We start from the raw sequence: 23,814 nt of genomic DNA on the forward strand, positions 1-23,814 counted from the left end.
GAGGGATTCTATGCCAGCGTCGAACTTTCGCCGTTCCGTGCACACCAACCCCGTGCCACTGGTGCGGCGTCGAAGTTCCGTCGCGTCCGGACGGATGTCGCATTCCGGCGACTGCATGCGCGATGGCGCGTTTTTCGCCATTGCCCCCGCGGCCGCCGGGGGACTACCCTCCCCAGACCCCCACGCACACTTCTCCCATGCCGCAGTTGTCCCGCTCCCTGCTCGCCGTGGCCGTGCTGGCCGCGATTTCCGGCAATGCCGCCGCGCTCTCGCGCCGCGACCAGGCCAACGTCGATGCGCTAAACCAGCGCATGCAGGCGGCCGAATCCAAGTATCGCGATGCCATGGTGCAGATCGGCAACGCCGATCCGGACGGCCAGAAGCAGAGCGATGCCGCCCTCGAGGACATGGAGGACGTCATCGCCGAGTGCATCAAGCAGCGCGGGTGCTCGGTGCCCACGATGCTGGCGAGCTACAAGCGCTTGCTGAAGCTCAATGCCGACGCCGAAGCCGATGCCTCCGAGGATGAGCCGGAAGACGACGACCATTCGAACACGCTCGCCGCGGACGTCCCCGAGGCGGCGCGCGCCGCGCACCTGCTGGCGGATGACCACCGCTTCGACAAGATGGTGCAGTTCAATCCGGCGGTGCAGGCCGGGATCCGGCGCTGGTTGACCGACATGCGCGGCCCGCTGATCGGCAGCTACGAGAACTACCAGTACATGCGCCACCTGATGTGGCCGCAGTACGAGCGCGCGGGCCTGCCCGAAGCGCTGCTGTTCGGGATCATGGCCAAGGAATCCAACGGCAAGGTCCATTCGACCTCGCGCGCCGGCGCCGCCGGGCCGATGCAGTTCATGTACACGACCGGACGGCGCTTCGGCCTGGGCGATGACGGCACCGGCTTCGACACGCGCTACGACCCGCGCCGCGCCGCGGAAGCAAGCGCCGCGTATCTCAACGAGCGCATGGGCCAGCTCAACCGCAGCATCGAACTGGCGCTGGCCGCGTACAACGGCGGCGAGGGCCGCGCGCTGCGCGTGTACCAGGGCAGCGGGGGAAACTTCTGGGAAGCCGGGGTCTACAACCAGTTCCCGTCCGAAACGCAGGACTACGTGCCGATGGTGATCGCCGCGGCCTGGCTGTTCCTGCACCCGCGCGAATATGGCTTGAGCTTTCCCAAGGTGGACGCCAAGCCCGCGCCGCTGCGCCTGGCGCAGCCCAGTTCGATTTACCAGCTCACCATCTGCCTGGGCAATCGCGGCGAGCGTGAGGGTTACATGCGCGCGCTGCGCAACCTCAATCCGCGCTACCAGGCCGAAAGCTGGCTGCCGGCAGGCACCACGCTCAACGCAACGACCAAGATCGTGGGCCTGTACAACCGCTGGTGCACGTCCGGACCGCGCGCGGAGCTCGCACGCACCCTGGTGTTGAGCGATCCGAATACCGCGGTGGTGCGCATGGGGCCGGTCACGACGGTCGGCATGAACGGGGCTGGAGAAGTCGAAGGCGCGGGCGAGACAGCGCCGGCGCCTGTCGTCCGGCAGGTCGAAAAGCCCAAGCCCAGCAAGCCCCGGCGGCCGCGTGACTACCGCGTGCAGCGCGGCGAGACGCTCACGGTCATCGCCCAGAGGTTCCAGTGCGACACGGGCGAACTGGCCAGGGTCAACAAGATCAAGGGACCGCGCTTCGCCCTCCGACCGGGGCAGAAACTGAAGCTGGATGGGTGCGGCGAGTAAGCAGGACCACAGGGAGAGGGGAATGCTCGTGGACACGTTGGCGCCCATGCGCGCGGGCGATTCGCGCTGGGTCGTGGCCGTTGCGCTGGTCTCGGGCCTCGCGATCGCTGGCGCGGTCGTTCCGGAGTTGCGTTGGCTGCACTACGCCTGCAAGCCACTGGCGACGCTGCTGGTCGCGGCGATGGTGGTGGTCGCGGGCCACGGCGCCGGTCGCTACCGCAATGCCGTGCTGGCCGGCCTGCTGCTGTCCACGCTGGGCGACATCTTCCTGATGCTTCCGCAGGCATCGCGCGGGCCGGACTGGTTCGTGTTCGGCCTGGCCAGTTTCCTGTTCGCGCACGTGGCCTACCTGGTCGCGTTCTGTAGCCGCGCCAAGCCGTTGGCCACCACGTGGCCCTTCCTGCTCTACCTGGCTATTGCGCTCACCGTCTCGGCGATCCTGTGGCCGCACTTGCCCGCCGGCCTGAAACCGCCGGTCGCGATCTACGTGCTGCTGCTCTCGGCGATGGCCGCACAGGCGGCGGCCGCCTGGTGCGTGCTGCGGGACCGCGCCAGCGCCACGGCGGCACTGGGCGGCGTCTTCTTCGTCGCTTCCGACGCCAGTCTCGCGATCGATCGTTTCGTGGCGCCGTTTCCCGCGGCGGTCGTGCTGGTGCTGGCGACCTATTGGATCGCGCAGGTGCTGATCGGGCTGTCCGTGCGCCGGCAGTAGACGAACGCAGGTTGGTGACGAAAAAGGCGGCCGATGGCCGCCTTTTCCGATTTCTGGCGATGCCGTGCCCCGCGTCAGCTCTTGGCCTTCTTGCGCTGGCAGGCCGCAGAAGGCGCGCGCGGGTCGTCTTGCTCCGGCCCGATGGCGCGCGTGGCGGTGGAGCCGCCAACCGCGCGTGGATCGTCCTGCTTGGGACCGATGGCGCGCGCGCCGGTGGATGCGCCAGCCACGGCGCGTGGATCGTCCTGCTTCGGGCCGATGGCTTCCAGGCCGCCCTGCACGATGATTCCCTGCGTCGCAGCCGGATCGTTGCTGCCGGTTGCAGGCCGGATCGTGCCGCCGTCGTCGCAGCCACCTTCGCTGACGGCGCGGGGGTCGTCCTGTTTGGGCCCGATCGCTTCCCGCCCGCCCTGGACGACGATGCCCTTCTTCAAGACGGGTGCCGCCGTCTGCGCCGATGCGGACGGACACAGCGCGCCCACTGCCAAGCCGAGGGCGAGAACGGATCCAGCGAAACTCAGTCTGCTCATTGAAGCCTCCTTGTATGCGACGCGGTGGTGTCGATCGGGTATTGCCTGTCAGGCGATTGTTGCAAGGCGCGATCCGAGTTTCACTGGCAGTTGTGCGCGCAGCTCCGGCGCCAGCTCGGCCACGCCCTTGGGCAGCAGCACGATCACGGTCGAACCGTAATTGAAGCGCGCCATTTCGGCGAAACGCTGCAGGGTGAGGTTGCGGCCGCGATGGTCCTTGGTCGTCACCGGCCCGCCATACGGAGGGATTTCGACGCCGCCCCACACTGTCTCCACGCCTGACACCAGCAGTGCGCCGACCATCACCACCGCCATCGGCCCGAAATCGCAATCGAAGTGGCACACGAGGCGCTCGTTGCGGGCGAACAGGCGCGATACCGATCCCACCGCGTCGGGCCCGACGCTGAAAAGGCGGCCCGGGATGTGGACCGTTTCGCGCAGCGTTCCGGTCCAGGGCATGTGCACCCGGTGGTAGTCCTTGGGCGACAGGTACACGGTGGCGTACACGCCGCCGTCGAAGGCACGCGCGGCGTCCGCGTCGCCCAGCAGTTCGGCGGTGGTGAAACCGTGGCCCTTGGCCTGGAAGATGTGGCCGGCGTCCTCGTGCAGCACGCCTTCGTCGGCGCGGCCGATGTGGCCGCATTCGCTGATCTTGCCGTCGGCCGGCATCAGCAATGCGCGCGGATCGGCATCGGCGACGCGAGCGCCGGGCTTGAGCGCGCGGGTGAAGAACGCGTTGAAGGTGGGATAGCTGGTCGGGTCGGGGTTCGCCGCTTCGGCCAGGTCGACGCCGAACTTGCGCGTCACCGTGTCGATCAGCCATTGCTTGATCGCAGGGTTGCGCGAGTACGCCAGCCTGCGCGCCAGCGACGACAGCAGCCGATGCGGCAGGATGTAGGTAAGGGCGGTGATGGGGCTCACTTGCTGTCCTCGCTCAATGCGGTCATGTCGTCGGCAATGTCCTTGGGCTCGAACGGCGGTTGGATGAAGCCGGCGAGCCGCCCCTGCGGGTCGAGCACCGCCAGGGAGGCGCTGTGGTCCATCGAGTACTGGTCGGGGGCACCGCTGCCGGCCGGTACCTTCGCGAAGACCATGCTGAGCGAGCGCGCGAACGTCTCCAGCGCGGGCACGTCTGCGGTCGCCGCGAGGGTGTCGCGGTGGAAGGCATGGGCGTATTCGCCGATGGCATCGGGCGTGTCGCGCTCAGGATCCACCGACACGAACAGCACGCGCGGGCGGGTGGCCTCCGGGAGCACCGCCCATTGCTTCTGCGCGCCGGCCAGCTGCGCCAGCGTGGTCGGGCATACGTCCGGGCAATGGGTGAAGCCCAGGAACACCAGCGTCCAGTGCCCCTTCAGTTCGCCGGGCACGAGCGGCGTGCCGTCGGACTGGCGCAGGGAGAAGCCCGGCAGCTCGCGCGGCGGGTCGAACAGGCGCGCGGCCTTCAGGGCGGGGCGGGCGGCCGCGGGCGAGTGGGTGAACCAGGCGCGGGCCGCCAGCAGGCCGAAAGCGGCCGCCAGCGCGGCGATGAGCACGTAGAGGGTGGTGCGATTGAACATGCCGGTTCCTTCAAGAGCGGGCGCCATGATACCGGGCGATCCCGACGGGCCAGGTTGCCGCCGGGCGACCCGTATAATTGGCGGCCCTTTTCCGTGCAGAGCCGCCGTGGCCGTCCAGTCCCCCCGCTTCGAACAGGTGACGTTCGAGCAGGTCTCGATCATCGACCTGATCCGCTACGGCGGCAGCCGCTTCAACGAAGCCGGGCTGACCTTCGGCCATAGCTACGACAACGCGTTGGACGAAGCGACGCAGCTGGTACTGCACGCGCTGCACCTGCCGCACGACCTCAGCCCGGTGTACGGCGCCGCGCGCGTCACCGCCGGGGAGCAGGCGAAGGTGCTGGCGCTGTTCGAGCGCCGGATCACCGAACGCGTTCCGGCGGCCTACCTGACGGGCGAGGCCTGGTTCGCCGGCCTGAACTTCAAGAGCGATCGCCGCGCGCTGGTGCCGCGCTCGCCCATCGCCGAGCTGATCCTGGCGGGGTTCGAACCGTGGCTCGGCGGGCGCGAGGTGGAACGCGTACTCGACCTCTGCACGGGTTCGGGTTGCATTGCCATCGCCACCGCGCATTACCACCCGAACTGGCAGGTGGACGGCGCGGATATCAACGACGATGCGCTCTCCCTGGCCGCGGAGAACAAGGAACGCCTGCAGGCGGGCAATTGCACCCTGCGCAAGTCGGACCTGTTCAATGGCCTGGAGGGCGAGGTGTACGACCTGATCGTCACCAATCCGCCCTACGTCACCAACGCCGAGACCGACGCGCTGCCGAAGGAGTACTCGTACGAGCCCGAATTGGGCCTGCGCGCGGGCGACGACGGCCTCGACCTGGCCCTGAAGATCCTGCGCGACGCGCCGGAACACCTCAGCGAGAACGGGTTGCTCATCTGCGAGGTGGGCGAGGCCGAGCAGGCGCTGGCCGCGCTGCTGCCGGAGCTGCCGATGGCGTGGGTGGAATTCAAGGTCGGGCAGATGGGCATCTTCGTGGTCGAGCGGCACGACCTGGTCGAACACCGCGCCCGGATCAAGGAACTGGCCGACGCGCGCGGCTGATGCGCGGCGGGCAATAGCGACATCGCATAAGCCGGTGCGCTCCGCGCTGGCCGGTTTCCCGTATATTTCAAGGCCTTAACCCGCCCACTTCACTCCGCGCCGAACGTTTCGTCGCAGGCGGCGGCACCAGGATCCCACGTGGCCAGCAACACTTTCGGCAGGCTGTTCGCAGTGACGACCTTCGGCGAGAGCCACGGTCCGGCGATCGGCTGCGTGATCGACGGCTGTCCTCCCGGCATCGCGATCTCGCCGGAAGAGTTCCGCTACGACCTGGAGCGCCGCGCCACCGGCAAGACCCGCCACACCTCGGCGCGGCACGAGGCGGATGAAGTCGAGATCCTCAGTGGCGTCTACGAAGGCGTCACCACCGGTACGCCGATCGCACTGCTGATCCGCAACACCGATGCGCGCAGCAAGGACTACGCGAACATCGCCGCGCAGTTCCGCCCGGGTCACGCGGATTACACCTACTGGCAGAAGTACGGCATCCGCGATCCGCGCGGCGGCGGGCGCTCCAGCGCGCGCGAGACCACGATGCGCGTCGCGGCGGCGGTGATCGCGAAGAAGTGGTTGGCCGAACGCCATGGCGTGCAGGTGCGCGGCTACCTGTCGCAGATCGGCGATGTCGCTCCGCGCGGCTTCGATGCCGACAATGTCGACTGGGCGGTGGTCGAGTCCAACCCGTTCTTCTGGCCCGATGCGACGCAGGTCGATGAGCTGGAAAGCTACATGGATGCCCTGCGCAAGTCCGGCGATTCGGTCGGCGCGCGCGTGGACGTCGTTGCCGAAGGCCTGCCGCCAGGCTGGGGCGAGCCGATCTACGGCAAGCTCGACGGCGAGCTGGCGGCGGCGCTGATGTCGATCAATGCGGTGAAGGGCGTGGAGATCGGCGACGGCTTCGCTTCCGTTGCGCAGCGGGGCAGCGAACACCGCGACGAGATCAGCGCGGAAGGATTCCTGAGCAATCACGCCGGCGGCATCCTCGGCGGCATCAGCACGGGCCAGGCGCTGCGGGTGTCCACGGCGTTCAAGCCGACTTCCAGCCTGCGCCTGCCGGCGCAAAGCCTGGATACCGACGGCAATGCGGTGGAGGTCGTGACCACGGGCCGCCACGATCCCTGCGTCGGCATCCGCGCCACTCCGATCTGCGAAGCCATGGTCGCGCTGGTGCTGATGGACCAGGCCCTGCGCCACCGTGCCCAGTGCGGCGACGTGGGCGAGGTAATGCCACGCGTTCCCGCGAAAGCAACCGGCAAGAAACGGTAGCGGCCGGTTGCTTGCAGCTTCCCGCCGCCAGGCCTGACAAGCGCCTGTTGCAGCCGCGCCGCGCGATCGTTTCGCCCGACAACCCAATTCCACGACCGGCAGGGCGCACAATCCCAGACGCCACCGGCCGCCACACCACAGGAACAGCTAAGCAATGAGCAAGACCTATACCGTTGCCGTAGTCGGCGCCACCGGCGCTGTCGGCGAAACCATGCTGAGGGTGCTGGCCGAGCGCCAGTTCCCGGTCGGCAAGCTGCACGTCCTCGCCAGCGAGCGTTCCGCTGGCAGCAAGGTCGACTTCGGCGCCCGCCAGCTCGTCGTCGAGGACCTGGCGAAGTTCGACCCGACCGGCGTCGATATCGCTCTGTTCTCCGCCGGTGGCGCCGTGTCGAAGGAATATGCACCGAAGTTCGCCGCCGCCGGCGCGGTGGTGATCGACAACTCCTCGAGCTTCCGCGGCGACGCCGACGTGCCGCTGGTGGTCTCGGAAGTGAACCCGGAAGCGGCGAAGAACCGTCCGCGCGGCATCATCGCCAACCCCAACTGCTCGACCATGCAGCTGATGGTCGCGCTGGCTCCGATCCACCGGGCCGTGGGCATCGAGCGCATCAACATCGCGACTTACCAGTCGGTGTCGGGCACCGGGGTCAAGGCGATGGAGGAACTGGGTCGTCAGACGGCCGCGCTGCTCAACTTCCAGGACGCGGAGCCGAAGGTGTATCCCGTGCAGATCGCCTTCAACGTGATCCCACACGGCGGCGACTTCCTCGACAACGGCTATACCACCGAGGAATGGAAGCTGGTCACCGAGACCCGCAAGATCCTCGGCGACGACAGCATCCTGGTGAATGCCACCGTGGTGCGGGTGCCCGTGTTCTACGGCCATTCCGAGGCCGTGCATATCGAAACCCGCGAGAAGATCAGCGTCGACCGGGCGCGCGAGCTGCTCGCCGCGCAGCCGGGCCTGGTAGTGGTGGACGAGCGCAAGGCCGGTGGGTACCCGACTCCGGTCACCCACGCCTCGGGCAGCGATCCGGTTTACGTCGGTCGCCTGCGCGAGGACGTGTCGCACCCGCGCGGCCTGGACATGTGGGTCGTGGCCGACAACATCCGCAAGGGCGCCGCGACCAACGCGGTGCAGCTGGCCGAGTTGGTGATCGCCGAAGGTTGATCGCGGAGGGGGTCGCGGCTGCCGCCGCGACTCGTGCCGGCGCGGCGACGGAAATCTGAACCCGCTCAATCATTTGCGGCAGCTTCATTGCAAACCGCCTGCACTGGGGGCTAGAGTCGCCCCGGGGATAGCCGAGAGGCCGGTCGTGAAACGAATCGCGGGAACAGTTCTGGCGCTTGTGGCGGCGTTCGCCAGCTTCGGCGCGTCCGCACTCGGGCTGGGCCAGATCGAAGTCAAGTCGAAGATCGGGCAGCCACTGCTGGCCGAGATTCCGATCGTCAGCAGCGATCCGACCGAGTTGGAGCAACTCCAGGCGGGCCTCGCTTCGCCCGAAACGTTCTCCCGCATCGGCCTGCGCCCGCCGATCGGCATCATCGCGGAACTGCAGTTCACCCAGGCCCTGGACGCCCGCGGCAATCCGGTCATCCGCGTCACCAGCACGCAGCCGGTCAGCGAGCCGCTATTGACCTTCCTGGTGGAGGTCGATTGGGGGCAGGGGCGCCTCGTGCGCGAGTATTCGGCGCTGGTGGACGCCCCGCGTACGGTTTCGGCACCGCTGCAGCCCGAGATCGCCGCGCCGGTGGTCGAAGCGCCCGCCGTAATCGAACGCCCGGCCGAACCACCCGCCGTCGCAACCGAACCGCAACCCGAGCCCGGCCCGACCGAGGCCGCGCCGACCGAGGCCGCTCCCACCGCACCGGCGCCGCAGGAACAGAGCACCGCGATCGCACCGACGGCCCCGCCGCCGCAGGTAGCCACGGCGCCGGCGCCGATGGCCCGCTCCGAGCTGGACGGCAGCGACCTCGAAGTGCGCAGTGGCGACACGCTGTCGGCGATCGCGACCCGCGTGGGCGGCACCGGTACGCTCGACCAGACCATGATCGCGCTGCTGCGCGCCAATCCCGAAGCCTTCATCGACGGCAACATCAATCGCTTGAAAGCGGGCGCCGTGTTGCGGATGCCCGGCGGCGACGCGATGACCGAGCTGGATGCCCATCAAGCCAGCGCCATCGTCCATACCCAGATCCAGGAATGGCGCGTCTCGCGCCGCGCTGCGCCACAGCCTGCGGATGCCGACGTGGCTTCGGCGGCGGCGCCCGCCCAAGGCCGGCCGTCGCCGGCCTCCACCGCTTCCACTTCCACCTCGAAGCGCGTTGCCGATGCACGGCTGGAAATCGTTCCGCCTGGCGCCAGCGATGCGACCAAGGCGGGCACACAGTCCGGCTTCAGCGCCGGAGGCGAGGGCGCGATGCTGCAGCAGGAACTGACCCAGACCAAGGAAACTCTCGCCGCGCGCGAGGCCGAAACGCAGGAGCTCAAGAGCCGCGTCGCCGAACTGGAGAAGCTGCAGAACCAGCAGCAGCAACTGCTCGCGATGAAGGACAGCGAGCTGGCTGCCGCGCAGCAGCGCCTTGCCGCAACGCAGAAGCAGCAGACGCAGGCTTCGGCGCTGCCCTGGGTGTTTGGCATCGGCGGGGCCTTACTTGTCGGCGCGCTGCTGGCCTGGTTCCTCCGCCGTCGCGACGCGGCGAAGCCGAGTTTCCGCGCGCCCGGCGCCGCGGCCACGCCCTCGATCGCCGATGCGTTCGCTCCAAGGGTGGAGCCCGAGCGGGTCGAAGAGGCCGAAGTGCGCGAGCCCGAGATAGAAGCCGTTACCGCCGCACCGGTTGCCGTCGCAACGCGCGCGGCCGAGCCGCCCGTCCGTGCGGCACCCGCGTGGCATACCGGCAACGCGCAACGCGACCTGCTCGACCCGGCCGCACAGGCCGCCCATGAGCGCCTGGAACTGGCGCGCGCATACCTCGACCTCGGCGATCTCGCTGGCGCACGCCAGCTGCTCGGCGAGATCGTGATCAATGGCGACCACGCTGCGCGCCAACAAGCGCAGCGGATGCTGCGCGAACTGGAATGAATTCGCGCGCCGGACTGCGTTCGGCGCCTCACCGCCGCGGCCTTGCGTGATGCCAGGCCTGCAGGCTCACCGGAATTGAGCGTGCCGCTCCCACGGCATTACGGAACGCATGTCGCACGTCCCGCCTGACACCGCCGTACCCGCGCCGTCCATGCAGCGCTACGCCATGGGGATCGAATACGACGGCAGCGAATTCAGCGGCTGGCAGCGCCTGAGCAAGCACGGCGAAAGTGATCCGGAGGGGTACCTCACCCTGCAGTCGGTGCTCGAGGAGGCCTTGTCGTTCGTGGCGGGCGGACCGATCGAAACCATCTGCGCCGGACGCACCGATGCCGGGGTGCACGCGGCGGGCCAGGTCATCCACTTCGACAGCCCGGTGCTGCGCGACCCGCGCGGCTGGGTGCTCGGCACGACGAGCAAGCTGCCTCCCGCCATGGGTGCGCTGTGGTGCGTGCCGGTGACGGGGGATTTCCACGCGCGGTTTTCCGCGCGCGCGCGGCGCTACCGCTACGCCATCCTCAACCGTGCGATCCGGCCCGCGCTCAACCGCCAGGTGCTGACCTGGGAGCGCCGCCCCCTCGATGCCCGCGCCATGCATCGCGCGGCGCAGGCCCTGCTGGGGGAGAACGACTTCTCCGCGTTCCGTACCGTGCACTGCCAAGCCCCGCATGCGCGGCGCGAACTGCAGGAGATCACGGTGTCGCGTGATGGCGAGGTGGTGACGGTGGAAGTGCAGGCCAACGCCTTTCTTCACCACATGGTGCGCAATATTGTCGGAAGCTTGCTGGTGGTCGGGCGCGGCGATGCGGCAGAGGGCTGGATCGCCGAACTGCTTGCCGGGCGCGACCGCACCAGAGCCGGGCCGACGGCGCCGGCGAGCGGGTTGGTCTTCCTTGGGCCACGCTATCCCGCCGATGTCGTCGAGCGCTTCGGCCTGCCTGCGCACGTTCGCCTATGAGGAGACCGTGACCGTGAAGCCAAATTATTTCCGCACGCGCATCAAGTTCTGCGGTGTCACCCGTGCCGGTGATGTCCGCCTGGCAAGCGAGCTGGGCGTGGATGCAGTCGGGTTCGTATTCGCACACCACAGCAAGCGGCGCGTCGAGCCGGAGGAAGCGCGCGCGATGCGCACGGCACTCGCTCCATTCGTCGATTCGGTCGCCCTGTTCAAGGACAATTCGCAGGACGAGGTGCGCGAGATCGTGCGCCACGTGCGGCCCAGTCTGTTGCAGTTCCACGGCAGCGAAGACGACGCGTTCTGCCGCAGCTTCGGCGTGCCTTACGTGAAGGCCGTCGCCATGGGAGGCAATGGCAACGGCAATGGCCAGCCGTCCATGCCGCTGCGGGCACGTTACCCGGGTGCCGCGGGATTCCTCTTCGACAGCCATGAGCAGGGTGGCGAGGGCGGCAGTGGCAAGACCTTCGATTGGGCGCAGATTCCGCCCGATCCGGGCAAGCCGTGGCTGCTGGCAGGTGGGCTTACTCCGGACAACGTGTTCGACGCGATCACCGCGACGCGGCCATGGGGCGTGGACGTGTCGACTGGCATAGAGCTGTCGCCAGGTATCAAGGATGGCGACTGCATGCGGCGTTTCGTCGAAGAGGCGCGGCGCGCGGATTGCCACCACGACTGACGGGTCAGTGCGCTTCCGCCAGGACCTCGCGCAGCCATGTCGCCAGCCTGGCGATCCTGCGATCTTCGCGGCGCCTGGGCGAGCACAGCACCCATTGCGCATCCGTGGCGATGAACCCCCACGGCGCCACCAACCGGCCTGAGGCCAGGTCTTCGGCTACCAGCGGTTCGGGTGCGATAGCCACACCGAGCCCGGCTTCGGTGGCCTCGAGCAGGTAGTAGAGGTGCTCGAAGCCGGTGCCGAGCTGCAGCGAGGCCGGCTCCAAGCCCGCCCGACGCGCCCACTCGCCCCAGGCCTGCGGCCGCGATGCGGTATGCAGCAGCGGTACTTCCAGCAGTACTTCCGGCGGGGCGGAGCGCAAGCGTTCGAACCCGGTGTAGCGCGGGCTGACCACGGGGCCGATGCGTTCGGGCGCGAGGGCATGCACCTGCCATCGCGAGGGCCACGGCGGCTGCGAAATCAACAGGGCGGCGTCGAGTCCGGCCATGGATTCATCGGGCACGGAGTCGCTCGCGGAGAGGTGCAACTTCAGCTCCGGCTGTTCGCGCGCGAGCCGCTCCAGCCGGGGAATGACCCATCGGGCCAAGACGCTGCCCGGACAGCCCAGTACCAATGGCGCGTGCGCGGGCCGTTGCTGCAGTTCGGTCCAGGCCGAGCGCAGCGGGGCGAAGGCGGATTCGGCTGCCTGGTGCAACCGCCGGCCTGCGGCGGTCAGGACCAGGCCGCGGCCTTGGCGGACAAACAGCGGCGTACCAGCCGCTTCCTCGAGCCCCCGCAACTGGCGGCTGATGGCCCCATGGGTGACGTGCAGCTCCACGGCGGCACGGCTGACGCTGTCCAGGCGGGCGACGGCCTCGAAGGCGCGCAGGGCATTGAGCGGGGGCAGGTCGCGGCTCATATCTGTGACTTTTCCTGACAGAACGGCCAGATTTTATCGATTTGGGCGGGCCTGCATGCGCGATAAAGTAAAACCTCCCGCCCATCCGTCCAACCCGATGAATTCCCCCGAGATCCAGGACTTCCACGCATTTCCTGACGCCGCCGGCCATTTCGGCCGGTTCGGCGGGCGGTTCGTAGCCGAGACCCTGATCGGGCCGCTCGAGGCGCTGGCGCAGGCCTACGACGAGGCCCGCGTGGATCCGGACTTCATCGCCGCCTTCGAAGCCGATCTCGCGCATTACGTCGGCCGGCCCAGCCCGATCTACCACGCCGAGCGCCTGAGCGGGGAGGTCGGCGGAGCCCGCATCCTGCTCAAGCGCGAGGACCTGAACCACACCGGCGCGCACAAGATCAACAACACCATCGGGCAGGCGCTGCTGGCCAGCCGCATGGGCAAGACCCGCATCATTGCCGAGACCGGCGCGGGCCAGCACGGCGTCGCATCCGCCACCGTCGCGGCGCGGCTGGGGCTGGAGTGCGTGGTCTACATGGGCGCTACCGACATCGAGCGCCAGAAGATCAACGTCTACCGGATGAAGCTGCTGGGCGCGACCGTGGTGCCCGTGACCAGCGGTTCGGCGACGCTGAAGGACGCGCTCAACGAGGCGATGCGCGACTGGGTCACCAACGTGCACGACACGTTCTACATCATCGGCACCGTCGCGGGTCCCGATCCGTACCCGCGCATGGTCCGCGACTTCAACGCAGTCGTGGGCCGCGAAGCGCGCGCGCAGATGCTGGCCGAATACGGACGCCTGCCGGATGTGGTCACGGCCTGCGTCGGCGGCGGCAGCAACGCGATCGGGGTATTCCATGCCTTCCTCAACGACCAAGGAGTTCGCCTGGTCGGCGCCGAGGCGGCGGGCGAGGGCATCGCCACCGGTCACCACGCCGCATCGCTGGCCGCGGGCCGTCCGGGCGTACTGCACGGCAACCGCACCTACGTGCTATGCGATGACGATGGCCAGATCATCGAAACGCACTCGGTTTCGGCGGGGCTGGACTATCCGGGCGTGGGCCCGGAACACGCGTTCCTCAAGGACACCGGCCGCGCGCAGTACGTCGGCGTGACCGACGACGAAGCCCTGGCCGCGTTCCATCGGCTGGCGCGTACGGAAGGCATCCTGCCCGCGCTCGAATCCAGCCATGCCATCGCGCAGGCCATCAAGCTGGCGCGCCAATTGCCGAAGGACGCGATCGTGCTGTGCAACCTGTCCGGTCGCGGCGACAAGGACGTGCACACGATCGCCGGCCGCGAAGGCATCACCTTCTGAATCCCGCATGCCGATGAATCGCATCGATAACCGCTTCTCCCAGCTGAAAGCCGAAGGGCGCAAGGCCCTGATTCCCTTCCTTACCGCCGGCGATCCGTCGCTCGAGGCGACAGTGCCGGTGATGCACGCGCTGGCCAAAGCGGGCGCCGACGTGATCGAACTGGGCGTGCCGTTCTCCGATCCGATGGCGGACGGGCCCACGATCCAGCGCAGTTCGGAACGCGCCCTCGCGCGCGGGGCCGGGCTGTCGTACGTGCTGGACTGCGTGCGCGCCTTCCGCGAAGGTGATGTGGACACCCCGGTGGTGCTGATGGGGTATCTCAATCCCGTGGAGATCCGCGGCGCGGACCGCTTCGCCCTGGAGGCGGTCGCCGCTGGCGTCGACGGGGTCCTGCTGGTGGACCTACCGCCCGAGGAGGCTGCGGAGTTCCGCACCGCCTTCGCGGCCCATGGCCTCGCGTTGATCCTGCTGGCGGCGCCCACGACCAGCGACGCGCGCCTGGCATCGCTGTGCGGGCAAGCCGGCGGTTACCTCTACTACGTCAGCTTTGCCGGCGTGACCGGCGCCGACCGCCTGGACACCGCCGCGGCCACCGACCGTCTCCAGGCGATCCGGGCTCGCAGCACGGTGCCGGTCGCGGCGGGTTTCGGCATCAAGGACGCGGCATCGGCGCGGGCGATGGCCCGCGAAGCCGACGGCGTCGTGGTGGGCAGTGCCCTGGTCGCCGCCTTGCAGGCCAGCACCGATCCGGTGGCCGCCGCGGGCGGGTTCCTGCGCCCCCTGCGTGCCGCGCTCGACGCCTAGCGGTGCCCGGAAACACGATTTTTGCGACCCGCGCCACACAAAACCGGCCCCGGGACCGGCGGGACCCTGCTCGCGCTAAACTGGGCGTTCGCCATTAGCGCCTTAACAGGGGAACACCCAACGCATGTCCTGGCTGAAGAAACTCATGCCCTCCGGCATCCGGACCGAATCCGGCGCGGCCAAGCGCCGCAGCGTGCCCGAGGGCCTCTGGGAGAAGTGCGACCGCTGCGGCGTCGTGCTCTATCGCCCGGAGCTCGAGGAAAACCTCGAGGTCTGCCCGAAGTGCGGCTTCCACATGCCGATCCGCGCCCGTGCGCGGCTGGCCTCGCTGTTCGATGCGGACACCACCGGCGAAATCGGTGCCGAACTCGGCCCGACCGACGTGCTGAAGTTCAAGGACCAGAAGAAGTACTCCGACCGCATCAAGGCCGCGCAGAAGTCCACTGGCGAGCGTGACGCGCTGGTGGCCATGCAGGGCAAGCTGAAGGACCGCGACCTGGTCGCCGCGTCGTTCGACTTCGCTTACATGGGCGGTTCGATGGGGTCGGTGGTCGGCGAGCGCTTCACCCTGGCGGCCGAACGCGCCGCCGACCTCGGCTGCCCGTTCGTGTGCTTCTCCGCCAGCGGCGGCGCGCGCATGCAGGAAAGCCTGTTCTCGCTGATGCAGATGGCCAAGACGTCCGCGGCGCTGGCACGCCTGCGCGCCAAGGGCCTGCCGTACATCTCGGTGATGACGCACCCGACCACCGGCGGCGTTTCGGCCTCGTTCGCCATGCTTGGCGACATCAACATGGCCGAGCCTGAAGCGCTGATCGGCTTCGCCGGCCCGCGCGTGATCGAACAGACCGTGCGGGAAAAGCTGCCGGAAGGTTTCCAGCGCTCGGAATTCCTGCTCGACCACGGCGCCGTCGACCAGATCTGCGACCGTCGCGAAATGCGCGACCGCCTTGCGCACCTGCTCGCGCTGATGATGAAGCAGCCCGCGCCGCAGGACGATCCCGAGGTCGCTGCTTGAGCCGCAAGTACTTCGGCACCGACGGCATCCGCGGACGGGTCGGCGAAGGTCCGATTTCGGCCGACTTCGTCCTGCGCCTCGGCAACGCCTACGGCTACGCGCTGACCCGTGCGTACGAAGGCCGTCGTGACTGGCGCAAGCCGCAGGTGATCATCGGCAAGGACACGCGCATCTCGAACTACATGTTCGAGGCCGCACTGGAAGCGGGCCTGGTCGCAGCCGGGGTGGACGTGCAGTTGATGGGGCCGATGCCGACGCCCGCCGTCGCGCACCTGACCCACTCGATGCGTGCCGACGGTGGCATCGTCATTTCCGCTTCGCACAACCCGCATTACGACAACGGCATCAAGTTCTTCTCGGCCGAGGGCGAGAAGCTGGACGACGCGACGGAGCTGGCCATCGAGGCCGCGCTGGAGCAACCGTTCCACACCGTGGCGTCGGAGCAGCTCGGCAAGGCTGTGCGCACGCGCGACGCGCTGGGCCGCTACATCGAGCACTGCAAGAGTTCCGTGCCCAAGGGCTTCGATCTGGGCGGCATGCGCATCGCGATGGACTGCGCGAACGGTGCCACGTACCAGTTGGGCCCGCTGGTGCTGCGCGAGCTCGGTGCCCGCGTCGATGCCATCGGGGTAGACCCGAACGGGCTCAACATCAACGACGGCGTTGGCTCGACGCATCCGGAGACCCTGGCGGCGCGCGTGCGCGAGACCGGGGCGGATCTTGGCATCGCGTTCGATGGCGACGGCGACCGGGTCATGTTCGTCGACGGCGACGGCAGCGTACGCGACGGCGACGATCTGCTGTACGTGCTGGCGCGCGACTGGAAGGAGAGCGGCCGGCTGGCCGGCCCCGTCGTCGGCACGCTCATGACGAACTACGGCCTCGAGCGCGCCCTTGAGCAGGACGGCATCGGTTTCATCCGCGCCAAGGTCGGCGACCGCTATGTGCACCAGCAACTCGTGGCCAACGGTGGCGTGCTCGGCGGCGAGGCATCGGGGCACATGTTGTGCCTGGACCGGAGCGGTACGGGTGATGGCATCGTCAGCGCGCTGCAGGTGCTGGAAGTCCTGCGCCGTCGCGGCCTGTCCCTGCGCGAGGCGTTGCAGGGGCTGCATCGCGTGCCGCAGAAGACGGTGAACGTGCGCTACACCCCGGGTGTGGTGAAGCCCGCCGAGGCGCCCACCGTGCTCGCCGCGCTCGCGGACGCGCAGGCCGCCGTGGCCGGCCGTGGTCGCGCCTTCCTGCGCCCATCTGGCACGGAACCGGTGGTGCGCGTCACCGTCGAGGCCGATGATGCGGCCCTGGTCGATGCCATCCTCGACAACCTCGCCACAGCCGTGCGATTGGCCGCGGTTTGACCCCGGTCAAGCCGCTTCCGGCGCCGCTGCGGCACAGTCCACCTTCCGAACAAGACAGCAACTTTCATGAGCCAGATCCCGACCCTCGACATCCGCCGCTTCGACACCGACCGCGAGGCCTTCGTCGCCGAACTCGGTGCGGCCTACCGTGAGTGGGGCTTCGCCGGCATCCGCAACCACGGCATTCCGCAATCGCTGATCGACGGTTCGTACGACGTCTTCAAGCGCTTCTTCGCGCTGCCGGACGAAGTGAAGCGCAAGTACCACGTCCCCGGCGGCGGCGGCGCGCGCGGCTACACGCCGTTCGGCATCGAGACGGCCAAGGATTCCAAGTACTTCGACCTCAAGGAGTTCTGGCACGTGGGCCGCGAAATCCCACGCGATTCGAAGTACGCGGACGTCATGCCGGCGAACCTGTGGCCCGAGGAGATTCCCGAGTTCCGCGAGCTCGCCTATGGCCTGTACCAGGCGCTCGACCAGCTGGGTTCGCGCGTGCTGAGCGCGCTGGCGCTGCACATCGGCCTGCCGGAAACCTACTTTGCCGACAAGACCGACTTCGGCAACTCGATCCTGCGTCCGATCCACTACCCGCCGATCACGACCGACGACATCCCGAACGTGCGCGCCGGCGCGCACGAGGACATCAACCTGATCACGCTGCTGGTCGGTGCGAGCTCGGAAGGCCTGGAAGTGAAGTCGCGCAAGGGCGAGTGGGTGCCGTTCACCGCGGACGCGGACACCATCGTGGTCAACATCGGTGACATGCTGCAGCGCCTGACCAACCACGTGTATCCGTCGACTACCCATCGCGTGGTGAATCCGCCGGGCGAGAAGGCGCGCCAGCCGCGTTATTCGACGCCGTTCTTCCTGCACCCGAACCCGGATTTCCTGATCGACGTGCTGCCTTCGTGCATCACCTCGGATAATCCGAGCCGCTACCCGGAGCCCATCACCGCCCACGGTTATCTGGAAGAGCGGTTGGCCGAGATCAAGCTCAAGTAAGCGTCGCGCCCTCTCCGCCGCGGGCGGGGAGGGCCGTCAGGCCATCCAGAAGAACACCGCCGCCATCCGCTTCTTCTCGAGCGTGTGGCCCCAGTAGCCGGTCGCGCTGTGGATCAGGTTGGCGCGATACACCAGCAGGCGGTTGTAGCGGTGCGGAATCGCGACGTCCTCGGCGAAGGCGCCGATGTCGACGAAACGCGTGCCCAGCGCCTCCACCAGGTTGTTGTGCGGCGGCTGCACGAGGTTGCCGCCGCGCTGTCCGCCGGGCAGGCGCTGCCGGTAGAAGCTGGTGCCGCATTCGTCCGGCACGTTCGGGTTGAGGTACAGCACCGCCGCATAGCGGCACAGCGCGCGAGAATCGGTGTGGGGCCGCGGCTCGCATTCGTTGTAGCCGACCACCTGCACGCAGTTGTGGTTGAGCGTGCCGGCGTCGCCGGCGCTCTCCACCCACAGCTTCAACGCGCCCGTTGCCTTTCTGACCTGGTCCTCAAGGCGCGCCAGTTCGTCCGGTTCCAGTGCCGGCATCGCGCGCAGCCCGGGCCAGCTTTCCGGCTTGTGCGGATACCCCTCGTACCAGTCGGTGCGCGCGAGGAAGCGCGCGCGCACCTCGTCCGGATTGGGCAGCGCATCGTCAAGCAGCCAGTAGTCCCGGCCTTCGGTGGGCTTGCGGTACGGCAGGATGGGCAGGCGGGGAGAGATCGAAACAGGCATGGTGCGACGGCCGACAGGGCGTTGTGCCTATTCTGGCAGTCCGCGGGCTGAGGAAAGGCCCGGCCCGCTGTAAACTGCGCGCCTTTCGCATTCGAGGTCAGCCATGCGCCGCAAGATCGTCGCCGGAAACTGGAAGCTGCATGGCGACCGCAAGTTCGCCCTCGAACTGCTCGATGCGGTTGCAGTCGTGGATGCGCCTGCGGGCGTCGAGCGCATCATCCTGCCGCCGCTGCCCTACGTGGGCGAGCTTGTCGATCGCTACGAGGGACGCGGCCTGCAGTTTGGCGCGCAGGACGTCAGCGCCAACCAGAAGGGGGCGTACACCGGGGAAGTGTCGGCGGCCATGCTGGTCGACGTCGGTGCACGCTATGGCCTGGTCGGGCACTCCGAGCGCCGACAGCATCACCACGAGAGCAGTGCCGTGGTGGCGCGCAAGTTCTTCGCCGCCAAGGCGGCCGGACTGGTGCCCATCCTGTGTGTCGGCGAGACGCTGGGCGAACGCGAGAACGGTCAGATGGAATGGCGCCTGCAGGAGCAGCTCGGTCCCATTCTCGAACATGGGGCCGCCGCGGTGCAGGGCGCCATCATCGCGTACGAGCCGGTCTGGGCGATCGGTACCGGCCGAACCGCCACGCCGGAGCAGGCACAGGAAGTCCACGCATTCATCCGTGGCGAAATCGCGCAATACGATGCTAGAATCGCTGGCTCGCTGCCGATCCTGTACGGCGGAAGCGTGAAGGCCGACAACGCGGCCGCGCTGTTCTCGCAGCCGGACGTCGACGGCGGCCTGGTAGGCGGGGCCTCGCTGGTCGCTGCCGACTTCAATGCCATCGTCGCCGCGGCGGCATAACCTAAAGAGTTCTTCCACGATGCTGTTGTTCCTCAACGTCATCTATGTGCTGATCGCCATCGCGATGATCGCGCTGATCCTCATGCAGCGCGGCGCCGGTGCGCAGGCGGGTTCGGGCTTCGGCGCGGGCGCGTCGGGCACGGTGTTCGGTTCACGCGGTGCTTCGAACTTCCTGTCGAAGTCGACCAAGTGGCTGGCCGTCGCCTTCTTCGTCATCAGCCTGTTCATGGCCTGGAACGCGAGCCATGGCAGCAAGGTCTCCGGCCCGGTCACCGAAGAGAAGGGGCTGATGTCGGAAGTGCCGGCGGCGCCGGCCGCGCCCGCTTCGGGCAACGCCGCGATCCCGTCGGCGCCGGCCAGTGTCCCGGCGGCTCCGGCTTCGAGCGCTCCTGCCACGACGGTTCCCGCCGCGCCCGCCAGCAATGCGGCCCCGGCGAATCCCGCGCCGGCGACGCAGCAACAGCCTGCTCCGGCACAGCCCGCATCTGGCGGCTGATCGGGGTAAACGCGGTACCATATGCATCTTTCCAGCCCGGCACGGAGTAGTCGGGTGCCAGTCAGCGCCAAAGTTTCGGCGGTGATCGGAAGCGGCCGGGACGGCCGAACGTTTCAAGCCCAGGTGGCGGAATTGGTAGACGCACTACCTTGAGGTGGTAGCGACTTAGGTCGTGGGGGTTCGAGTCCCCCCTTGGGCACCAAACTTCTGAAGGGGTTCGCACGGCGTGCGGCCCCTTCAGCGTAAGCAACGACGGCACCCAGATGCCGAGCCAACGCCGCTTCGAAGCGGCATAGCCGAGAGAACGCGAGTGCTGGCCGAATACCTGCCGACCCTGCTGTTCCTGATCGTCGCCGGTGGCATCGGCGTCGCCCTGCTGGTAGTGGGCCGCCTGCTCGGCCCCCAGCGCCCCTCTGTCGAGAAGCTCTCGCCCTATGAATGCGGCTTTGCCGCCTTCGAGGATGCGCGCATGCAGTTCGACGTGCGCTACTACCTCATCGCCATCCTGTTCATCGTCTTCGACCTGGAAATCGCCTTCGTCTTTCCCTGGGCGCTGGTATTCCGCGAGCTCGGCGTGTTCGGCCTCGTCGAAATGGGCGTGTTCCTCGCGCTGCTGGTGATTGGCTTCATTTACGTGTGGAAGAAGGGCGCGCTCGAATGGGAGTGATCCAGACCATCGGTGGCACCGTTTCCGGGCTGATGCACAACCCGCTGCCGGAAGGGCGGCTGGACGATCTGCTGCTGCCCGAAGACCAGAACCCGGTGATGCAGCAAGGCTTCGTCACCACCAATCTCGACACGCTGTGGAACTGGGCACGCACCGGCTCGATGTGGCCGATGACCTTCGGCCTGGCTTGCTGCGCGGTCGAGATGATGCATGCCGGCGCCGCGCGCCTGGACCTCGACCGTTATGGCGTGGTGTTCCGTCCCTCGCCGCGCCAGTCCGACGTGATGATCGTGGCCGGCACCCTGGTCAACAAGATGGCCCCGGCGTTGCGCAAGGTCTACGACCAGATGCCCGACCCGAAGTGGGTGATCTCGATGGGCTCGTGTGCCAACGGTGGCGGCTACTACCACTACTCGTATGCCGTGGTCCGTGGCTGCGACCGCATCGTCCCGGTCGATATCTACGTGCCGGGCTGCCCGCCGACCGCCGAGGCGCTGGTCTACGGGATCCTGCAGTTGCAGAAGAAGATCCGCCGCGGCACCAATTTCGGCGAGCACAAGCAGGGCGTGCGCTGACATGGAAACCGCATCCTCCTTCGCCGACCGCCTGCGCGAGCGCTTTCCCGACGCGCTCGTCACCGTTGCCGAGCCTCGCGGTGAAGTGACGATCGACGTCGCCGCAAATGCCTGGCTGTCCGCGGCCACCGCGCTGCGCGACGAATTCGGCTTCGAGCAGTGCGTCGACGTCAGTGGCGTCGATTACCTCAGCTACGGCAGCGACGAGTGGGACACCGACGTGTCCTCGGAAGGCTTTTCGCGTGGCGTGGAAGGCAAGAGCGCCGGCCGCTTCGTATGGGGCGAAGTCCCGAACGGCGCCGCCAGTGCGCCCGAACGCCGCTTCGCCGCGGTTGCGCACCTGCTGTCGTACCAGCACAACCAGCGCCTGCGCCTGCGGACCTTCGCCGAAAACGACGACCTGCCGGTGGTGGCTTCGCTGACCTCGGTGTGGGCCGGAACCAACTGGTTCGAGCGCGAGGCCTTCGACCTGTTCGGCATCGTCTTCGAAGGCCATCCGGACCTGCGCCGCATCCTGACCGACTACGGTTTCGTCGGCTATCCGTTCCGCAAGGACTTCCCTCTGATCGGCAACGTCGAAGTGCGCTACGACGCCGAGAAGAAGCGCGTCGTGTACGAGCCCGTATCGATCGAGCCGCGCGTGCTCGTCCCGCGCGTGATCCGCGACGACGCACGCTACGAAACCGCCGCCGGTGAAGCCGCGCAGAAGGCGGAGGTGAAGAAGTGAGCTCCGTGCTGTCCAATTCCAATGGTTCCGGCGTCCTCAATGCCGAGATCCGCAACTACACGCTGAACTTCGGTCCGCAGCATCCGGCCGCGCACGGCGTTCTTCGACTGATCCTCGAGATGGACGGCGAAGTCGTGCAGCGCGCCGATCCGCATATCGGCCTGCTCCATCGCGGCACCGAGAAGTTGGCCGAATCCAAGCCGTTCAACCAGTCGATCGGCTACATGGATCGACTGGACTACGTGTCGATGATGTGCAACGAGCATGCCTACGTGCGTGCTATCGAAACGTTGCTCGGCATCGAGGCGCCCGAGCGTGCGCAGTGGATCCGCACGATGTTCGACGAGATCACGCGCATCCTGAACCACCTGATGTGGGTGGGTTCGAACGCGCTCGACCTCGGCGCGATGGCGGTGTTCCTGTACGCGTTCCGCGAGCGCGAAGAGCTGATGGACTGCTACGAAGCGGTCTCCGGCGCGCGCATGCACGCGACTTATTACCGCCCGGGTGGCGTCTACCGCGACCTGCCGGCGCAGATGCCGCGCTACAAGGAATCGCCGTGGCGCAAGGGCCAGTCGCTCAAGCGCTTCAACGAATGGCGCGAAGGCTCGCTGCTGGATTATCTCGAGCGCTTCACCGAAGACTTCCCCAAGCGCGTCGACGAATACGAGACGCTGCTGACCGACAACCGCATCTGGAAGCAGCGCACCGTCGGCATTGGCGTGGTCTCGCCGGAGCAGGCGTTCGCGTGGGGCATGACTGGCCCGATGGTGCGCGGCTCCGGCATCGCCTGGGATCTGCGCAAGAAGCAGCCCTACGCCAAGTACGCGGAAGTCGACTTCGACATCCCGCTCGGCGTCAACGGCGACTGCTACGACCGTTACCTGGTCCGCGTCGCCGAGATGCGCCAGTCCAACCGCATCATCCAGCAGTGCGTGAAGTGGCTGAAGGCCAATCCGGGCCCCGTAATCGTCGACAACTTCAAGGTCGCGCCGCCCAAGCGCGAAGAGATGAAGGACGACATGGAAGCCCTCATCCACCACTTCAAGCTGTTCTCCGAAGGCTATTGCGTCCCTGCTGGCGAAGCCTACGCCGCGGTGGAAGCGCCCAAGGGCGAGTTCGGCTGCTATCTGGTTTCCGACGGCGCCAACAAGCCGTTCCGCTGCAAGCTGCGTGCGCCAGGTTTTGCGCACCTTTCGTCGATGGACGAGATCGTCAAGGGCCACATGCTGGCCGACGTGGTGGCGATGATCGGTACCTACGACGTCGTGTTTGGTGAGATCGACCGATGAAGGCCACTGGCAACTTCGAAAACGCCCGCAATGTCGATCCGATGGTCGTACTGTCGGACAAGACCCGCGCGCACATCGACCACTGGCTGGCCAAGTTCCCGCCGGATCGCAAGCGTTCGGCCGTGCTGCAGGGGTTGCACGCCGCGCAGGAGCAGAACGACGGCTGGCTGAGCGACGAGTTGATCGCCGCGGTCGCCAAGTACCTCGACCTGCCGCCGGTGTGGGCCTATGAGGTCGCATCGTTCTATTCGATGTTCGAGACCGAGAAGGTCGGCCGCAACAACGTCGCCTTCTGCACCAACATCAGCTGCTGGCTCAACGGCGCCGAAGACCTGGTCAGGCACGCCGAGAAGAAGCTCGGCTGCAAGCTGGGCGAATCTACCGCCGACGGCCGCGTCTACCTCAAGCGCGAGGAAGAGTGCGTGGCCGCGTGCTGCGGCGCCCCGGTCGTCGTGATCAACGGCCATTACCACGAGAAGCTCGACACCGCGAAGGTGGACGAGCTGCTCGACGGTCTGAAGTGAGG

Annotated in this window: 25 protein-coding genes and 1 tRNA gene; 21 read left to right on the plus strand and 5 right to left on the minus strand. The window is 67.7% G+C overall.

Annotated elements, in window-relative coordinates; all coding sequences use genetic code 11:
* Nucleotides 1–197 precede the first annotated feature (197 nt).
* Together BP05_RS01005 and BP05_RS01010 are read left to right on the plus strand one after the other, a co-directional pair.
* Complete coding sequence (locus BP05_RS01005) at nucleotides 198–1,739, plus strand: transglycosylase SLT domain-containing protein (RefSeq protein WP_496359558.1); 1,542 nt, start codon at nucleotides 198–200, stop codon at nucleotides 1,737–1,739.
* A 22-nt stretch (nucleotides 1,740–1,761) separates the two neighbouring features.
* Nucleotides 1,762–2,451, plus strand: a complete 690-nt coding sequence (locus tag BP05_RS01010; RefSeq protein WP_496359560.1) for a lysoplasmalogenase — start codon at nucleotides 1,762–1,764, stop codon at nucleotides 2,449–2,451.
* A gap of 74 nt (nucleotides 2,452–2,525) precedes the next feature.
* Here the strand turns inward: BP05_RS01010 and BP05_RS01015 are convergent, their stop codons facing one another.
* The 3 genes from BP05_RS01015 to BP05_RS01025 all read right to left on the minus strand — a co-directional run bounded on the left by BP05_RS01015 (nucleotide 2,526) and on the right by BP05_RS01025 (nucleotide 4,540).
* The gene (locus BP05_RS01015) at nucleotides 2,526–2,885 is read right to left on the minus strand and encodes a hypothetical protein (RefSeq protein WP_496359562.1); all 360 of its coding nucleotides are present in this window, start codon (nucleotides 2,883–2,885) and stop codon (nucleotides 2,526–2,528) included.
* A gap of 144 nt (nucleotides 2,886–3,029) precedes the next feature.
* On the minus strand, nucleotides 3,030–3,902 hold the full coding sequence (gene asd / locus BP05_RS01020) for an archaetidylserine decarboxylase (RefSeq protein ID WP_496359564.1): 873 nt from the start codon (nucleotides 3,900–3,902) through the stop codon (nucleotides 3,030–3,032).
* The gene (locus BP05_RS01025; protein ID WP_496359566.1) at nucleotides 3,899–4,540 is read right to left on the minus strand and encodes an SCO family protein; all 642 of its coding nucleotides are present in this window, start codon (nucleotides 4,538–4,540) and stop codon (nucleotides 3,899–3,901) included. Before BP05_RS01025 ends, asd begins: the two co-directional genes overlap by 4 nt.
* Before the next feature lie 106 nt (nucleotides 4,541–4,646).
* Between BP05_RS01025 and prmB the strand changes: the two genes are divergently transcribed.
* The 6 genes from prmB to BP05_RS01055 all read left to right on the plus strand — a co-directional run bounded on the left by prmB (nucleotide 4,647) and on the right by BP05_RS01055 (nucleotide 11,577).
* On the plus strand, nucleotides 4,647–5,594 hold the full coding sequence (prmB, locus tag BP05_RS01030) for a 50S ribosomal protein L3 N(5)-glutamine methyltransferase (RefSeq protein WP_496359568.1): 948 nt from the start codon (nucleotides 4,647–4,649) through the stop codon (nucleotides 5,592–5,594).
* Nucleotides 5,595–5,732: 138 nt separating this feature from the next.
* On the plus strand, nucleotides 5,733–6,860 hold the full coding sequence (gene aroC / locus BP05_RS01035) for a chorismate synthase (RefSeq protein WP_496359570.1): 1,128 nt from the start codon (nucleotides 5,733–5,735) through the stop codon (nucleotides 6,858–6,860).
* 154 nt (nucleotides 6,861–7,014) lie between these two features.
* Entirely contained in the window at nucleotides 7,015–8,031 is a 1,017-nt protein-coding gene (locus BP05_RS01040; RefSeq protein ID WP_496359572.1) for an aspartate-semialdehyde dehydrogenase, read from the plus strand.
* 145 nt (nucleotides 8,032–8,176) lie between these two features.
* The gene (locus BP05_RS01045) at nucleotides 8,177–9,943 is read left to right on the plus strand and encodes a motility hub landmark protein FimV (RefSeq protein ID WP_496359574.1); all 1,767 of its coding nucleotides are present in this window, start codon (nucleotides 8,177–8,179) and stop codon (nucleotides 9,941–9,943) included.
* Between the two features lie 151 nt (nucleotides 9,944–10,094).
* Nucleotides 10,095–10,901, plus strand: coding sequence for a tRNA pseudouridine(38-40) synthase TruA (gene truA, locus BP05_RS01050; protein ID WP_496360594.1), 807 nt, complete (start codon nucleotides 10,095–10,097; stop codon nucleotides 10,899–10,901).
* Nucleotides 10,902–10,914: 13 nt separating this feature from the next.
* Nucleotides 10,915–11,577 carry a phosphoribosylanthranilate isomerase gene (locus tag BP05_RS01055; protein WP_496359576.1) on the plus strand — a complete coding sequence of 221 codons (663 nt, stop codon included), beginning with the start codon at nucleotides 10,915–10,917 and terminating at the stop codon, nucleotides 11,575–11,577.
* 4 nt (nucleotides 11,578–11,581) lie between these two features.
* On the opposite strand, the gene BP05_RS01060 is transcribed toward BP05_RS01055, so the two are convergent.
* The gene (locus tag BP05_RS01060) at nucleotides 11,582–12,475 is read right to left on the minus strand and encodes a LysR family transcriptional regulator (protein ID WP_496359578.1); all 894 of its coding nucleotides are present in this window, start codon (nucleotides 12,473–12,475) and stop codon (nucleotides 11,582–11,584) included.
* Between the two features lie 97 nt (nucleotides 12,476–12,572).
* On the opposite strand from BP05_RS01060, the gene trpB reads away from it, so the two are divergent.
* The 5 genes from trpB to BP05_RS01085 all read left to right on the plus strand — a co-directional run bounded on the left by trpB (nucleotide 12,573) and on the right by BP05_RS01085 (nucleotide 17,970).
* Nucleotides 12,573–13,790: a tryptophan synthase subunit beta gene (gene trpB / locus BP05_RS01065; RefSeq protein WP_496359580.1), complete on the plus strand. Its 1,218-nt coding sequence runs from the start codon at nucleotides 12,573–12,575 to the stop codon at nucleotides 13,788–13,790.
* A gap of 13 nt (nucleotides 13,791–13,803) precedes the next feature.
* The gene (gene trpA / locus BP05_RS01070) at nucleotides 13,804–14,595 is read left to right on the plus strand and encodes a tryptophan synthase subunit alpha (protein ID WP_496359582.1); all 792 of its coding nucleotides are present in this window, start codon (nucleotides 13,804–13,806) and stop codon (nucleotides 14,593–14,595) included.
* Nucleotides 14,596–14,719: 124 nt separating this feature from the next.
* Complete coding sequence (accD, locus tag BP05_RS01075; protein ID WP_496359584.1) at nucleotides 14,720–15,610, plus strand: acetyl-CoA carboxylase, carboxyltransferase subunit beta; 891 nt, start codon at nucleotides 14,720–14,722, stop codon at nucleotides 15,608–15,610.
* Nucleotides 15,607–16,968: a phosphoglucosamine mutase gene (gene glmM / locus BP05_RS01080; protein ID WP_496359586.1), complete on the plus strand. Its 1,362-nt coding sequence runs from the start codon at nucleotides 15,607–15,609 to the stop codon at nucleotides 16,966–16,968. Before accD ends, glmM begins: the two co-directional genes overlap by 4 nt.
* A gap of 66 nt (nucleotides 16,969–17,034) precedes the next feature.
* Nucleotides 17,035–17,970 carry an isopenicillin N synthase family dioxygenase gene (locus BP05_RS01085; RefSeq protein WP_496359588.1) on the plus strand — a complete coding sequence of 312 codons (936 nt, stop codon included), beginning with the start codon at nucleotides 17,035–17,037 and terminating at the stop codon, nucleotides 17,968–17,970.
* Nucleotides 17,971–18,006: 36 nt separating this feature from the next.
* On the opposite strand, the gene BP05_RS01090 is transcribed toward BP05_RS01085, so the two are convergent.
* Entirely contained in the window at nucleotides 18,007–18,681 is a 675-nt protein-coding gene (locus tag BP05_RS01090; RefSeq protein WP_496359590.1) for a DUF6445 family protein, read from the minus strand.
* Nucleotides 18,682–18,784: 103 nt separating this feature from the next.
* On the opposite strand from BP05_RS01090, the gene tpiA reads away from it, so the two are divergent.
* The 8 genes from tpiA to nuoE all read left to right on the plus strand — a co-directional run bounded on the left by tpiA (nucleotide 18,785) and on the right by nuoE (nucleotide 23,812).
* The gene (gene tpiA / locus BP05_RS01095; protein WP_496359592.1) at nucleotides 18,785–19,531 is read left to right on the plus strand and encodes a triose-phosphate isomerase; all 747 of its coding nucleotides are present in this window, start codon (nucleotides 18,785–18,787) and stop codon (nucleotides 19,529–19,531) included.
* A 19-nt stretch (nucleotides 19,532–19,550) separates the two neighbouring features.
* Entirely contained in the window at nucleotides 19,551–20,027 is a 477-nt protein-coding gene (gene secG, locus BP05_RS01100; RefSeq protein WP_496359593.1) for a preprotein translocase subunit SecG, read from the plus strand.
* Nucleotides 20,028–20,144: 117 nt separating this feature from the next.
* Nucleotides 20,145–20,229: transfer RNA gene (locus BP05_RS01105), tRNA-Leu, on the plus strand.
* 108 nt (nucleotides 20,230–20,337) lie between these two features.
* The gene (locus tag BP05_RS01110; protein WP_496359595.1) at nucleotides 20,338–20,694 is read left to right on the plus strand and encodes an NADH-quinone oxidoreductase subunit A; all 357 of its coding nucleotides are present in this window, start codon (nucleotides 20,338–20,340) and stop codon (nucleotides 20,692–20,694) included.
* A complete protein-coding gene (locus BP05_RS01115; protein WP_496359597.1) occupies nucleotides 20,685–21,269 on the plus strand; it encodes a NuoB/complex I 20 kDa subunit family protein in 585 nt (194 codons plus the stop codon). Before BP05_RS01110 ends, BP05_RS01115 begins: the two co-directional genes overlap by 10 nt.
* A 1-nt stretch (nucleotide 21,270) precedes the next feature.
* Entirely contained in the window at nucleotides 21,271–21,996 is a 726-nt protein-coding gene (locus tag BP05_RS01120; RefSeq protein ID WP_496359599.1) for an NADH-quinone oxidoreductase subunit C, read from the plus strand.
* Nucleotides 21,993–23,288: an NADH-quinone oxidoreductase subunit D gene (locus tag BP05_RS01125; protein ID WP_496359601.1), complete on the plus strand. Its 1,296-nt coding sequence runs from the start codon at nucleotides 21,993–21,995 to the stop codon at nucleotides 23,286–23,288. Before BP05_RS01120 ends, BP05_RS01125 begins: the two co-directional genes overlap by 4 nt.
* Nucleotides 23,285–23,812 (plus strand): NADH-quinone oxidoreductase subunit NuoE, encoded by a 528-nt coding sequence (nuoE, locus tag BP05_RS01130; RefSeq protein WP_496359603.1) that lies wholly within the window; start codon nucleotides 23,285–23,287, stop codon nucleotides 23,810–23,812. Before BP05_RS01125 ends, nuoE begins: the two co-directional genes overlap by 4 nt.
* Nucleotides 23,813–23,814 lie beyond the last annotated feature (2 nt).

The sequence above is a fragment of the Lysobacter oryzae DSM 21044 genome (genome assembly GCF_059568595.1).

Coding starts and splice junctions, on each gene's coding strand:
- BP05_RS01005 (WP_496359558.1), top strand. CDS start 198: ATGCCGCAGTTGTCCCGCTCCCTGCTCGCCGTGGCCGTGCTGGCCGCG.
- BP05_RS01025 (WP_496359566.1), bottom strand. CDS start 4,540: ATGTTCAATCGCACCACCCTCTACGTGCTCATCGCCGCGCTGGCGGCC.
- BP05_RS01120 (WP_496359599.1), top strand. CDS start 21,271: ATGGAAACCGCATCCTCCTTCGCCGACCGCCTGCGCGAGCGCTTTCCC.
- BP05_RS01060 (WP_496359578.1), bottom strand. CDS start 12,475: ATGAGCCGCGACCTGCCCCCGCTCAATGCCCTGCGCGCCTTCGAGGCC.
- trpB (WP_496359580.1), top strand. CDS start 12,573: ATGAATTCCCCCGAGATCCAGGACTTCCACGCATTTCCTGACGCCGCC.
- BP05_RS01090 (WP_496359590.1), bottom strand. CDS start 18,681: ATGCCTGTTTCGATCTCTCCCCGCCTGCCCATCCTGCCGTACCGCAAG.
- truA (WP_496360594.1), top strand. CDS start 10,095: ATGCAGCGCTACGCCATGGGGATCGAATACGACGGCAGCGAATTCAGC.
- nuoE (WP_496359603.1), top strand. CDS start 23,285: ATGAAGGCCACTGGCAACTTCGAAAACGCCCGCAATGTCGATCCGATG.
- tpiA (WP_496359592.1), top strand. CDS start 18,785: ATGCGCCGCAAGATCGTCGCCGGAAACTGGAAGCTGCATGGCGACCGC.
- BP05_RS01115 (WP_496359597.1), top strand. CDS start 20,685: ATGGGAGTGATCCAGACCATCGGTGGCACCGTTTCCGGGCTGATGCAC.
- trpA (WP_496359582.1), top strand. CDS start 13,804: ATGAATCGCATCGATAACCGCTTCTCCCAGCTGAAAGCCGAAGGGCGC.
- BP05_RS01085 (WP_496359588.1), top strand. CDS start 17,035: ATGAGCCAGATCCCGACCCTCGACATCCGCCGCTTCGACACCGACCGC.
- BP05_RS01010 (WP_496359560.1), top strand. CDS start 1,762: ATGCTCGTGGACACGTTGGCGCCCATGCGCGCGGGCGATTCGCGCTGG.
- accD (WP_496359584.1), top strand. CDS start 14,720: ATGTCCTGGCTGAAGAAACTCATGCCCTCCGGCATCCGGACCGAATCC.
- secG (WP_496359593.1), top strand. CDS start 19,551: ATGCTGTTGTTCCTCAACGTCATCTATGTGCTGATCGCCATCGCGATG.
- BP05_RS01040 (WP_496359572.1), top strand. CDS start 7,015: ATGAGCAAGACCTATACCGTTGCCGTAGTCGGCGCCACCGGCGCTGTC.